The 12542-nt window shown below is 68.2% G+C and carries 9 protein-coding genes; 4 read left to right on the top strand and 5 right to left on the bottom strand.

The window, feature by feature from the left end:
• Positions 1-2 precede the first annotated feature (2 nt).
• Both ACOOF5_RS11540 and ACOOF5_RS11535 read left to right on the top strand, forming a co-directional pair.
• Positions 3-1439 carry an MFS transporter gene (locus ACOOF5_RS11540; RefSeq protein WP_420439263.1) on the top strand — a complete coding sequence of 479 codons (1437 nt, stop codon included), beginning with the start codon at positions 3-5 and terminating at the stop codon, positions 1437-1439.
• Positions 1440-1595: 156 nt separating this feature from the next.
• Positions 1596-2840 carry a CaiB/BaiF CoA transferase family protein gene (locus ACOOF5_RS11535; RefSeq protein ID WP_420439261.1) on the top strand — a complete coding sequence of 415 codons (1245 nt, stop codon included), beginning with the start codon at positions 1596-1598 and terminating at the stop codon, positions 2838-2840.
• 35 nt (positions 2841-2875) lie between these two features.
• Here ACOOF5_RS11535 and ACOOF5_RS11530 read toward each other — a convergent pair whose 3' ends face one another.
• The 4 genes from ACOOF5_RS11530 to pgsA all read right to left on the bottom strand — a co-directional run bounded on the left by ACOOF5_RS11530 (position 2876) and on the right by pgsA (position 6963).
• On the bottom strand, positions 2876-3727 hold the full coding sequence (locus ACOOF5_RS11530) for a TIGR03619 family F420-dependent LLM class oxidoreductase (protein ID WP_420439259.1): 852 nt from the start codon (positions 3725-3727) through the stop codon (positions 2876-2878).
• 73 nt (positions 3728-3800) lie between these two features.
• Positions 3801-4703: a TIGR03560 family F420-dependent LLM class oxidoreductase gene (locus tag ACOOF5_RS11525; protein WP_420439257.1), complete on the bottom strand. Its 903-nt coding sequence runs from the start codon at positions 4701-4703 to the stop codon at positions 3801-3803.
• Positions 4704-4802: 99 nt separating this feature from the next.
• Positions 4803-6266 carry a molybdopterin-binding protein gene (locus ACOOF5_RS11520; protein ID WP_420439255.1) on the bottom strand — a complete coding sequence of 488 codons (1464 nt, stop codon included), beginning with the start codon at positions 6264-6266 and terminating at the stop codon, positions 4803-4805.
• Positions 6267-6363: 97 nt separating this feature from the next.
• Entirely contained in the window at positions 6364-6963 is a 600-nt protein-coding gene (pgsA, locus tag ACOOF5_RS11515; protein ID WP_420439253.1) for a CDP-diacylglycerol--glycerol-3-phosphate 3-phosphatidyltransferase, read from the bottom strand.
• 248 nt (positions 6964-7211) lie between these two features.
• Here pgsA and ACOOF5_RS11510 point away from each other — a divergent pair, with 248 nt between their 5' ends.
• Both ACOOF5_RS11510 and ACOOF5_RS11505 read left to right on the top strand, forming a co-directional pair.
• A complete protein-coding gene (locus ACOOF5_RS11510; RefSeq protein ID WP_420439251.1) occupies positions 7212-8297 on the top strand; it encodes an aminotransferase class IV in 1086 nt (361 codons plus the stop codon).
• 110 nt (positions 8298-8407) lie between these two features.
• Positions 8408-10954, top strand: a complete 2547-nt coding sequence (locus ACOOF5_RS11505) for a DNA polymerase (RefSeq protein WP_420439249.1) — start codon at positions 8408-8410, stop codon at positions 10952-10954.
• 158 nt (positions 10955-11112) lie between these two features.
• On the opposite strand, the gene ACOOF5_RS11500 is transcribed toward ACOOF5_RS11505, so the two are convergent.
• The gene (locus ACOOF5_RS11500) at positions 11113-12483 is read right to left on the bottom strand and encodes an MFS transporter (RefSeq protein ID WP_420439247.1); all 1371 of its coding nucleotides are present in this window, start codon (positions 12481-12483) and stop codon (positions 11113-11115) included.
• Between the last annotated feature and the right edge of the window lie 59 nt (positions 12484-12542).

The raw sequence follows: 12542 nt of genomic DNA, 5'->3' as shown, positions 1-12542 counted from the left end.
GCATGACGCAGCGCCTCGCGAGGACCATCCCAGCGGCCGGGACGCCCTTGACCGGTGGCAGCGGTGGCGCAGGCGGGTCGGGTGCCGGCCCGCAGCTCAGTGGCAATCCTGAGCTCATGGATTCGTTCCGAGGCTGGCTGGTGGCGCTGGGCGCAGCGCTCGCAACGGGAATCGCGTTCGGCACCATCTACACGTTCGGCGCGTTTATCGAGTCGATGGCAGACGAGTTCGGCACCGGCCAGGGCACGGCGTCGATCATGCTCGGCATCGCCACCTTCCTCTTCTTCGGCACCGGGATCGTGTCGGGACCGCTGCTGCACCATCTCGGCCCACGTCCGCTGATGGCTCTGGGCGGCTTGTTGTTCTTCGGCGGCCTCGCAGGCACCTCGGCGGTGTCGGAACTGTGGCAGGGCTACCTCATCTACGGGTTCGGCTGCGGATTCGGCTCGGGGCTGTTCGTCTCGCCGGTATTCGCCACGGCGACAGCGTGGTTCATGAAGCGGCGTGCGATCGCGCTCGGTCTGGTTGCGACCGGGCCGGGCATCGGCACGATGGTGATGGTGCCGCTGGCGGAGCGCCTCATCGAAGCGCTGGGCTGGCGCATCGCCTATCGCTATCTCGCAATTGCGGCGCTGGTCACCTTCGTGATCTGCTTCCTGGTGCTGCGGCGGCCGCCGGTCACCATGAACTTCGATCCCCGGCACCACGTCCGCCGGGTCACTCGCACCAAGGCGTTCCGGCAGATGGCAGCGGGGGCGTCGCTGTTCTCGGTCCCGCTCATCGGGTCGTTGGCCGCCGTGATCCCCTTTGCTCGCTCCGTCGACATCGACTCAGCCTCCGCCGCGCGCCTGATCGCGATCATTGGCGCTTCGAGCATCATCGGGCGGATCGTGCTGACCAGCTTCGCCCGACAACTCGGCTCGATACGGCTGTTCAAGCTCTGCTACGCCACCATGCCGGTGGCATATGCAATCTGGCTGATCGCCGGTGACAGCTACAGGCTGATGGTGGTCTTCGCTGTGGTGCTGGGCGTCAGCTACGGCGGCTACGTCGCGCTGATGGGCGACGTCACGCCGCACCTGTTCGGAGTGGCCGGCATCGGATCGGTCATGGGCAGGCTGTTCTTCTTCTTCGGCGTCGGCAGCCTGATCGGTCCGCCGGTGATGCTGTTCCTGCTTGAAGTCTCCGGCGGGACGGCGCTGCCGATCGCCCTGGTGACCGCGGTGTCCGCGATCGGTGCTCTGGTCATCCGCCCGATGACCCGTGATCCGGTGCCGCTGCCGGCCCCATCGGACCCATCTCCCCCGGTACGCCTCCGTTCCGAAGCAAGGCTCGCGTTCGACGATCCGTCTGCGATGCCCTCACTGGCGCCGCCCGCCCAGCTCGCGCCGCCCAGCGTGTGGACGCCCGTTCCGGCCGAAGTCGGCACCCGCAGCTAGGCAGCCGGGCCGCGGCGCAGTCGTGTGTTGAGCCTCTCGCATCACGATGAGCCGCAAGAGCCAGTCACGGCCGACGTCACGATCTGGCGCCGATCGGCCGCATCCCACCATCGGGACCCGACTTCGGAGGGTCGCTGCGCCCTATCGTCATGCGCCGTGGAACGACCTCTCCAAGACGTGCTGGTACTCGACCTCACCCGCGCCGTGGCCGGACCGATCGCCGGCCGCCTGCTCGCCGACCTCGGTGCCCGGGTGGTGAAGATCGAGCCGCCCGACGCGGACCTGACCCGCTTCGTCGTGCCCCACGTGGACGGCCAGTCGGCCTATTTCGCGCAGTTCAACGCCGGCAAAGAGTGCATCTCGCTCGATCTCACGACCGAAGCGGGCCGCGAGGTGCTGATGGCCATGGTTCCCAAGGCAGACATCGTGCTCGAGAACTACCGCCCGGGCGTGCTCGACAAGCTCCGGCTGGGGTACGACGCGCTCGCCGAGGTCAACCCCGGGATCATCGTGGCTTCGGTGTCGGGCTGGGGGCACGGGAACAGCCGCAGCCATCGCGGTGCCTTTGCGGGGGTCCTGCACGCCGAGGCGGGCGTGACCGAAATGGTGGCTCGCCGACGCGGCAACGAGCCCTACCGCAACGATCCGATGTCCCACGCCGACACCTACACCGGGCTTCACGCGCTGGGTGCGATCCTGGCTGCGCTGCACATGCGGCACCGGACCGGCCACGGGCAGGCCGTCGAGGTGTCCATGGCCGAGAGCACGCTCATGTGCAACGACCTGGCAGCCACCGACCTGACCGGCCAAGACCCCCAGATCGGCTTCAAGGGAGGTCAGAACTGGGCCGCGATCTACCCCCTGTCGAACGGCCGACACGTCACCGTGACACTGGACCTGACCGCCAACTTCGGCATGAAGGTGATCACCGCAGCGATGGACCGTCCCGATCTGCGCGAAGACCCCCGGTTCGCCCGCGTCGAGGACCGGGTGAATCACCGAACCGAGATCGAGGCCATCTTCGCTGAGTGGGTGAGCCAATTCGACAGCGCCGAGGCTGTGGAAGCCGCGATCGGGGTGAAGTCGGTGATGGCTGCCGAGGTGCGCACAGTGTCCGAGCTGGCCGAGACCGAATGGGCGCACGAACGTGGCGCATTCGTAGATGTTGTGGCCGGTGAAACGGCGGTGCCGCTCACGGTGCCGCAATCGCCGTGGCGCTTCACCGGAGCAGACGCAGGCGCCCTACCCGGATCAGTCTCCGGCGACCGCGGGCAGCACAATCGCGAGGTACTCGCCGAACTAGCAGGCCTCGACGACTCCACGATCGACGTGCTCGAAGCCGACGGCGTCATCTCCGCCGGCCCGCCCGTCTTCGGTCAATCCGCCCCCACCCGCCGCTGAGCCGACGGCGCGTCAGCGGCGAGGATGCCGCGACCTCAGGACAGCAGCGTGGTGCCGATGTGGTCGACGAACGCGGCGATCTCGTCGGCGGTCTGGCCGTTGGGCAGCAGCACCAGCCGGTCGACGCCCATCTCGGCGAAGCGCTCGACCATTTCCGGTGTCGGGCGAACCCGGGGTGTGACGGTGATCTCCAAGCGGCCGAGCTCCGCGGGACGGTCGTAGCGGGCGCCCGCTTCGGACAGCCCTTCGATGCATCTCTGGGTGCCGTCATAGTCGAGTGCGAACCCGTACCAACCCGCGCTCATGGAGACCGACCGGCGGAACGCAGGCGCAGTGTGGCCGCCCATCACCACTGGAGGTCCCGGCTGCTGGATCGGCCGGGGCCGGGCCTGCACGTTCGAGAAGCTCACGAACTCGCCGTCGTAGGCCGGCTGATCCATCGACCAGATCGCCCGCATCGCCTCGATGTACTCCTCGGTGCGGCGGGCTCGGTCTTCCATGGGGATGCCCAGCGCCTCGAACTCTGGCCCCAGATAGCCGACGCCCACGCCGAACAGCAAGCGGCCGCCAGACAGCACGTCCACGCTGGCGAGCTCCTTGGCCAACACCAGCGGGTTTCGCTGGGGCACGATGATGATGCCGGTGCCCAGCTTGATCTCGCTGGTGAGCGCTGCAACGTAGGCGAGCGCAACTGCTGGATCGAGCATCGGGTGCAGCGGGGGCACCGGCGACGGCGGTGCCTGCGGATCGGGAAGCACCACGTGCTCGCCCGTCCACACCGACTCGAAGCCTGCCTGCTCGGCGGCGACGGCAATTCGCCCGGCACCCTCGGGACCGGCCGCTTCGCCCAGCGCCCCCATGTTGATCTGAAATAGACCGATCTTCATCGCATTCCTTTCGTGGTCTGGCTCGTGGTCTCGTGTCGTGCGGGGTACGCCGGCTGGCGTTCGTGCGGCGCGTTCAGCGGAAGCTGGGCGCCACTTCGTTGATGAACAGGTCCATGGAGTGCTTCTTGGCTTCCATCGGGCCGAACGTGAAATCGGGGATGATCAGCTCGTCCACGCCGACCTGCCGATACTGCTCGACGACCTCGCTGACCTCGTCGGGTGTGCCCACGATGGTGGCCCGGCCAAGGTCCATAGCGCGGAAGCGGTCGAGCTTGGCCGAGTCCTCGTTGATGAACAGCAGGGCGCACGCCGAGCGGCTGATCTCCGCGGGATCGCGGCCGATCGCCTCGCAGTGGCCGTTGAGTACGCCGCACAGCTCCGCGATGTCGTCGGGCATGCCCCAGTAGTTCCACTCGGTGGCCCAGCGGGCAGTCGTCCTCAGCGTGCGGCGTCGCCCGCCGCCGCCGATGAGCAGCGGGATCGGCGACTGCACCGGCTTGGGGTCGAGCGGCGCCTCAGTCACCGTGTAATGCTCGCCGTTCAGGTTCGTGCGGTGGTTGCCGAGCAGCGAGCTGATGATCTCGACGGCTTCGTCGAATCGGTCCATACGGCTGCGCAGCGTGCCGAAGTCGAAGCCGTAGGCCTCGTGCTCGTTCTCCTGCCAGCCGGCACCGATGCCGAGCACCACCCGGCCACCGGAGATGTGATCGATGGTCGCAGCGGTTTTGGCGGTCAACGCCGGGTTGCGGTACGTGTTGCCCGCCACCAGCGGGCCCAGTCGCACCCGGGGCACCGCCACCGCGAGCGCCGCCAGCACCGACCAGGCCTCGTGCACCGGCTGATCCACGTTCTCCTCGTTGGGCATGAAGTGATCGGCGAACCACAGACCGTCCCAACCGGTCGCTTCCGCATGTTGGCAGCACTCGATGATCGCCGAGATCTCTTGGTCGTTCTTGGTCCAGAATCCGAAACGCATCGGGACAGCCTGCCATCCAGAGTGCGAATTCGTCGGATGTCAGCACGGCCGACGCGCGAGGGCGGCTGGGGCCGCGGCGGCACCTGTCAGCTCGGCGTGCTAGCGGCGCCCGGTGAGCACGAGGCGCAACAGGTTCAACGCCGAGATCGCGCTGTAGTCGGCGAGTCGCTCGCGGTCGCCCGGCAGTCGGATCTCGTCTGCCATGTCCCGGTGTGCGACGGCGGGCGTGTCGCCGTGCGCCGCTTGCGCAGATATCGACACAGCTAGGAAGGCCGTGCCATAGGGGTGCTCAGGAGTCGCCGACGCACGGTCCTCCACGGCGGTGACAGCCAATCCCACGCTGGCGCCGGTGCGCAGGCGGGCGGCCCGTGCGAGCGCTTCGGCACCAGCGGTTGACGCCAGCGGAGGCACGAGGTCGTCGCCCATCGGCGACACCGCCGACGAGCCGGCATGCAGCAGATACTCGGCCAAGTGCTCCGAGCGGGCCACGATGCCGCCTGTAAACGTGCGAGGGACCGAGGAGTCCGGCTGATCGCCGACGGGCGAAGACGCCAGTCCAGGGTCGCCCAGCTTCGCCCCACCTGCGGCTGTGCCCGCTCGCATGGCGGCCTCCGCGGAGGACAGGCGGTTCGCCATGCGCCCGCCGGTGACCGTCTCGGCCACGCCCAGCGTCAGCCCGAGTCGGCCCAGTTCGGCCAGCACGGCGGTTTCCATCGTGTCGTCGTCGTAGGCGAACACGAGATCGCCGAGCATCGGCTCCAGCACTGCCTGTTCGGAGTCGATGAGCTGCCACGCCTCGGCCGAATCGGCCCCCTTGGCCGTGATGCGGACCTTGATGCCCTCGATGCCGCTGGCCAAGAACGCGAGCGTCGGGTTGCCGGCCTCGTCGAGCTCGTCGATGCGGCCGGCCAGCATCTCTGCCAGCCCCGATTCGCTCTGGCCCCACGTCCGCAGGACGCGGCTCTCGATCGTCGCGCTGACACCGGCGCGACGTTGCAGGTCGCCCAGCACCGTGCCGTTGAGCATCTCGCGCATCTCATAGGGCACGCCGGGCACCACGTAGACGACGCGGTCGAGCACCTCAGCCCCGTCTGGAGGCTCAGCGCCCAGCGGCACTGCACCCACGCCCCGCACCCAGCGAATCGGCGCCATCAATCCGGGGGCGGTGCCGGGCTGCTGAGGGATCGGTGTGGCGCCGGCGGGCACCATGGCCTGACGCAGGTTGTTCTCGGGCATCGGCCGGCTGCGGCTCGCGAACATGGAGCGGATTCGCTCGGCGATCCGCTCATCGAGCACCAGTTCGACGCCCATCACCGATGCGAGGACCTCACGGGTGATGTCGTCTTGGGTCGGCCCCAGCCCGCCGCACACGATGACGGCGTCGCTGCGGTCGAGCGCCAGCCGGAACGATGCGTCGATGCGGTCCCAGTTGTCGCCCACCTTCGTCTGGTAATGGCTGTCGATGCCGGCCAGGGCGAGCTGCTCGCCCATCCACGACGAATTGGTGTCGACAATCTGGCCCAGCAGCAATTCTGTTCCCACGGCGACAATCTCGGTCTTCACAAGGCGTGACCCTAATTGCGGCTGGCTGCGCGCACCCTGCCAGCTCACTGCGCTCACGGGCCGCGCGGGCCACGGCGTCGCCTACCGGCTCAGCCTCTTAGCCGTCGGTGTCGTCGCCGAGCTGGGCCGCGGCGACGCTGCGTGCCGAACGCAGGTACGACCAGCCCGTCCAGATCGTGAGCGCCACTGCAACCCACAAGGTGAGCGTGGCGACCCAGTGGGCGTTCGTCGCCAGCGGCGGCATGACTGCGAAGCCGATGGCCCACAGCTGGGTGAACGTCTTCCACTTGGCCAGCTTCGTTGCCGGAATCGAGATGCCCCGGCGACCGGCTCTTGACCGGTAGGCGCTGATCACCAGCTCTCGCACGGCGATGATGACCACCGGCACCACGTGGAATTGGCCATTCCACACCAGCGCTGCCATTCCGCCGAGCACGAATACCTTGTCTGCCAGCGGATCCAGGAACGCGCCGGCGCGCGTCGAGCCGTGACGGCGAGCAAGCCAGCCGTCGAGGTAGTCGGTCATGGCGATCACGAAGCCGACAGCGAATGTTGCCCACCGTGCCCCCCACGACACGATCATCACGATGAAAACCGGCGAGGCGGCGATCCGGGCGACCGTCACAAGGTTGGCCGGAGTGACCAGCGCCGCCGGCCCGAACGCCGGAGGCGCGTCCTCCCCATCCGGAACCGCCATTGCCCGGCGAGGCTACGCGAGCCGGACACCAGCCGGAGGTGGCGACCAGCACCAGGCCGACTAGTGCGGCCGGCTGGCGCCCGGCGACGGTGCCCTGCTGACCAGTGCCTGCCGGCCAGCGCAGGTCGGCGGCGTTGAGGGCGGAGGGCCGCGGCAGATGCAGGGCTCGCCTGGCGCAAGTGCGGGCTGGTGGTGTCGGGAGCAGTGCCTCCCCGAGCCAACCGTGGCAGGACACGTAATATCGGTGCGTGGCGCCACGGACGGTCCCAACCGCCGACGAGAACGTGGACGGCAACCCCAGCACGCCTGATGAGACGGGCGATCGAGTGCGGCCCGCCCAACGGATCCTGAGCGCCGCCGAAGCCGTCGAGCGGATGGCAGCCAGGCGTCACGGCAAACGCGGCTGCTACGCCATGTTCAGCTCCTATCTCGGCGGGGTCGTCACCGATCCCACCGTCATGACCGTGCCGCTCGACGATCACATGGTTCACCGGGGTCACGGGGTCTTCGATACCTGCTCGCTGGTGAACGGCCGGCTGTACCGGCTCGGCATCCACATTGATCGGCTGCTCGCGAGCGCAGCGGGCGCGCGCCTGCGGGTCCCGTGGTCGCGCGGCGAGCTCATGCAGATGGTGGCTGACACGGCCGCTGCCTCGGGCGCCCGCGACGGCATCGTCCGGTATTGGCTGACGCCCGGACCCGGCGGCTTCTCGTTTATGCCCGCCGAGTGCGAGGAGCCGTGCTTCTACTGCGTCGTGCTCGACCCGATGAGCTTCGGCGCCGGGGGCTTCGATCCGATGAGGGACGGCTTCCGCGAAGCAACGGTGCGCGAGACACCACAGAAGCCGCCGCTGCTCGCCCAGATCAAGTCGAACAACTACTTGCTCAACGTGCTGACCCACATGGAGGCAGCCGACGGCGGCGGCACGTTCGGCATCATCGTGGACGACGACGGCTTCATCGCTGAAGCCTGCGTGCTGAACGTGTGCAGCGTGAGCACCGACGGCGTGTTCGTCACTCCCCCGTTCGAGGGCATCCTGCACGGCACCACCATGCGGCGCCTGCTCGATCTGGCCCGTGGGCCGTTGTGCGACGAGGGCCTGCTGGCAAGCGTTGAGCAGAGGCCGCTGCGGGCCGACGAGGCACACCGCGGTGCCGAGCTCATCATGTCGGGCGGCGACACCCACGTGTTCCCGGTGGTGGAGTGGGACGGCGCCCCGATCGGCGACGGCACGGTCGGGCCGGTGGCGAAACGGCTGCACGAGCTCATCGAGGCCGAGACCGCCTCGGGGACCGGCTCGCCGGACGACTTCATCGAGGTCCAGTACCCGTAGATCGAGCTTCGGGCTGATCGAACGTTGCGCCCCGGTCGGTTCGGCGGGAGGCCGCGCAACGTCGTCTCGGGCGGCCGGTCAGCGTCACAGGGCCGTCCTAGGGTGCGCTCGTGGACCTCGCAGCCGATGTCGCCGACGGCAGAATCGACGCCCGACGGCTCGATCCACGCCCGGTGCAGACGAAGGATCCTGCCGAAGTTCCGGTCAGCGTGGTGGGTCCTGATGGGCTCGGCGACTTCGTCGATGCACTGGCCGCTTCGGTGGGCCGTGCGATCGACACCGAGACCGAATACGAGCAGCGCGGAGTGGCGCAACGCGGCCACGTCCCGCAGTTGCGGGTGATCTCGGCGGCGACCCGTGCCCCCGACGGCACCGAACGCGCTTGGGTCGTTGACGTCACCACGCACGATCTGGCGGAGCTGGCCACAGCACTGCACGACGGTCTCCGGGTGCAGGATCTGGCGTCGGATGCCTGGAATGCGAACTTCGACGATCGGGTCATCGACACCCATCTCATGAAACCGGCCATCGCGGCTGGAGCGGCCGTCGGATCTCTGCGCTGGTGGGACGCCCAACTAGCCGATGCCCTGCTGCACCAGGGCTTGACCGGGTTCGGCTTCTTCCACGGGTTGGCCTGGGCAGCCGAGCGCTACCTGGGGCTGCGCGTCGAGGGCAAGGCCACGACGCAGTTGTCATTCGGCGCCGATGGCCCTTTGAACGACCGCCAAGTGGCCTACGCCGCGGCCGATGCCGTCGAGACGCTGTGGGTATCCGACGTCCTGCGCGAACGCCTTCAGGAAGCTGAGCTGGAGGAGGTATGCCGCCTGGAGCAGTCAGCCCGCCCATTTCTGGACCGCATGGAGCGGGCGGGCTTGCCCTTCGATGCAGCGGGGTGGGAGGCCGAGCTGGCCGAGCTGGCGATCCAGCGAACCGAGGTGCTGACACAGCTGGCTGAGCTGACTGGCGGCGGTCAAGGCGACCTGTTCGGCGGCGGCCTCGAACCGAACTGGAATCCAGACAGCGAACTGCAGGCACGCGAGGTGCTGAATCGCTTCGCAGCCGACCGGATCGAAGCGTGGACGGCCAAGACCGATGGTCGCGCCCGGCCCTTGGCGCCGACCGACTCACTCGGCGCGTCGGTGCTCGCGGGCATCGGCGGCGACATCTGCACGGCGCTCCTGGCGTACCGCGATCTGTCCAAGACACTCAGCACCTACGGCCACACGATGTCTGAGCACCTGTGGCCCGATGGTCGGCTCCACCCGGAGTACCTGCAGGTGGTGGGCACCAACACCGGCCGGCTGGCCAGCCGCAATCCAAACGCGCAGAACTTCACCCCACGTCTCAAGCCCTACATGAAGGCGCCGCCCGGCCGGGCCTTCGTGTATTCCGACCTCAGTCAGGCGGAATTGCGATTCGCCACACAGTTGGCCAGCGACGAGGGCCTGCGGGCAGCCTTCATCGCGGGCCACGACATCCACACCGCCACGGCTGAGCGGATGTTCGGCGTGCAGCTCGGCGGTCCGGCGGGTCTGGCGGCGCTGGACCGGCCCCGCTACGAGGAGTTCCGCACAAAGGCCAAACGCATCAACTTCGGAATCCTGTACGGGCAGCGCGGCGCGGGGCTATCTCGCGGGCTGACTGATGCCGGCGTGCCCACCAGCCGCGGCGAGGCGGACGCGCTGATCGAGGCCTACCTCGCCGCCTACCCCGGGATCGCCGCATGGGTCGACGAGCGTGACCGATTCATCGGGCACTTCGCGGCAACATCGCTGGACGCCGACTGGCCGTTGTCGTTGCGCTTGGGGGCCCTGTGGCCGCGCACTGACGATGCCCGCCGGACACTGCGCAATCAGCAGCGTCGGCATCACAGTGCCGAGGAGGTCCACGAAGCGGTGGCCGCTGCGGGGCGTGCAGAGGCGATCGACGCGGGCCGATTCGCTCAGGGCCCACAGATCAACCTGCGAGACATCGACGTTGCCGACGTGGCATGGGCGCTGTCATTCGCTGCACCGGTGGTCGTGCGGCCCGACGGCGCTCCGTTGTCGTTCTGCTCCCGGACACCGGCTGGCCGTCGCCAACAATTCACCTTCTCGGTGGACTGGGTGCTGGGCGAAGCCGCGGCGGTGGTCGGTTGCTCGGCCAAGCCTCGCCCCGCAGCGGTGTGGCGCCGGGTACTTCAGCGATTCGAGCTCGCTCCCCCGACGGCGCCGACGGGAGGATTGCTGCGACCAGCAGTGGACAAGGTGCTCGAGCAGCGGCATCTGCGGCGCGCGGTGATTGATGAGGTGGGCGTCGCGATGGGCGATGCCGACCAACAGTTCCTGCTCCAGCGCGCGCTGCACACCCGGGTCGGCCAGATGGCCAACGCGTACCGCAACGCGCCGATCCAAGGCGGCGTGGCCGACGTGATGCTCGACGCCTACGGGCGACTGGGCGAGGTCCTGGCGCAATACCCGACGGCGGTCGCGGTGCAAACGGTGCACGACAGCGTCGTCATCGAGTGCGACGAACCGGACGCGCCGGCAATCGCCGCCGACGTCAAGGCAACGCTGGAAGCGGCGATGTCGCACTGGTGCCCCGACGTGCCAACGGTGGCCGACACCGACATTCGATCGAGCCTGTCGGAGACCTCGATCCTCAAGCAGATCCGCTGACCGTAGAGAAGAATCCTGACAACTCGCACTCAGAGGCTGAGGCGAGAGGCGACGCCGTGGCCCGAACGGCCCGCCGGCCCCACCGCATGAAGACTGGGAACAAGAACGCGAAGCAAGGGGGTGCGACGAGGCGAACGCTCACCTGTCCGCGCGGTTTCTCATGGCTCCGCGTCAGCCATCTCCGCCCGCCGAAAAGCGACCACGTACAGCGACATAGCGACAACTACGCCCACACCCATGGTCGCCAGCGCACCGCGGACGCCCACCCATTCCGCCAGGGCGCCCAACGGCAACGCCATAAGAGCGAACATCGCGAAGGGCAGCTGCAGGAGCGACTGCACCCGGCCTTGATACGCCTCTGTAGTGGCGCGCATGCCCAGTGTCTGGGTGAGCGCCATGAAGCCCGTCGAGGATGCGCCGATGCCGAGCGAAACGACACAGGCGAGCCAGAAGCTGGGCATGGTGCTCAACACCGCAACGGTGACGCCGAAGCCGAAGCCGGCTGCGACAAGCAAAGAGCCCGCGTGCGGACCGTCGGCGTGGCGGGCGAGCAACGTGGCCGCGACGACAGCGCCGATCGAGCCCACGCTCGAGATCAAGCCGACCTCGAACACACCGAGGCCGAATTCGCCTTCGACGAACGCCGGCATGAAAGCCACATAGTTGAACCCGAACATCATCACGAACAGCGAGATGAGAATCGTGCGCCGCAAACCCGGGCGCGACATCGCATAGCGGACGCCCAAGCGGATCTCGGCGAGAGGGTTCGGTCGCGTCCTCGACGCGGACGCGTCTCGCCGAGCGCGGGGCGTGGCGGGCAACGGGAAGAGCAGCACGAGGCTCAGAGCCGCGAGAGCCGATGACACGAAATATGTCCCCGACAAGCCGACCAATGCCCAGCCGGCCAGAATGCCCGCCAGCGACGGCGCGAACACGCGGCTGCCGCTCAGCGACAGCGATGACAGCGTGATCGCGTTGCCCATCCGCTCTCGGCCGACCAGCTCGGTGGTCATGGAGATGCGAGCAGGCCCGATCAGGCCGAACATCAAGCCCTGCAAGGCGCTGGACACCACCAGCATCCAGAACTGGATGATGTCCGTTGCCAACGCAATGCCCATGCCGAGCGCAGTAAGCAGCAGTATCAGCTGGCCGGCGATCAGCAGCGGCCGTTTGGGCAGCCGGTCGGCAGCCACGCCCCCGAGCGGCGTCGACACGAGCAACGCCAAGCCGAAGAAGAAGAACACGGTGCCCAGCGCGCTCTCCCGCTCGGTGAGTTCCCATGCCAGCCAGCCCCGCAACAAGAACTGCATCTGGATGGCCATGAACGAGAACACGCCGCTCAGCCACAGCGCCCGGAAGGCGGGAACAGCAAGTGTGGCGAACGTCGTCATCTTGGCAGGTGCCGCAGAGGAGCCCGCTGGCGTCGACTGCAGCCCAGGGTCGGGCGCTGAGGCAGCGGCAGGAGCGTCGCAGTCGTCGAGCGAGGGGGCAGGCCCGCCGGGCGCCGCCGTCGCCCGTGATTCCGTCATCCCTGTGGCCCCTTCGGACAAGCCGACAGCCGACGCTAGCGGTTTGCCGGTTCACGGCA

The sequence above is a fragment of the Candidatus Poriferisodalis sp. genome, from assembly GCF_965214215.1.
GTDB lineage: Bacteria > Actinomycetota > Acidimicrobiia > Acidimicrobiales > Poriferisodalaceae > Poriferisodalis.
The sequence above is the reverse complement of the archived record's forward strand: the minus strand, read 5'-3'. Positions and strand labels throughout refer to the sequence as shown.

Excerpts from the sequence above, each read along its gene's own strand:
- ACOOF5_RS11500 (WP_420439247.1), bottom strand. The coding sequence starts at position 12,483 with ATGACGGAATCACGGGCGACGGCGGCGCCCGGCGGGCCTGCCCCCTCG.
- ACOOF5_RS11525 (WP_420439257.1), bottom strand. The coding sequence starts at position 4,703 with ATGCGTTTCGGATTCTGGACCAAGAACGACCAAGAGATCTCGGCGATC.
- ACOOF5_RS11530 (WP_420439259.1), bottom strand. The coding sequence starts at position 3,727 with ATGAAGATCGGTCTATTTCAGATCAACATGGGGGCGCTGGGCGAAGCG.
- ACOOF5_RS11540 (WP_420439263.1), top strand. The coding sequence starts at position 3 with ATGACGCAGCGCCTCGCGAGGACCATCCCAGCGGCCGGGACGCCCTTG.
- pgsA (WP_420439253.1), bottom strand. The coding sequence starts at position 6,963 with ATGGCGGTTCCGGATGGGGAGGACGCGCCTCCGGCGTTCGGGCCGGCG.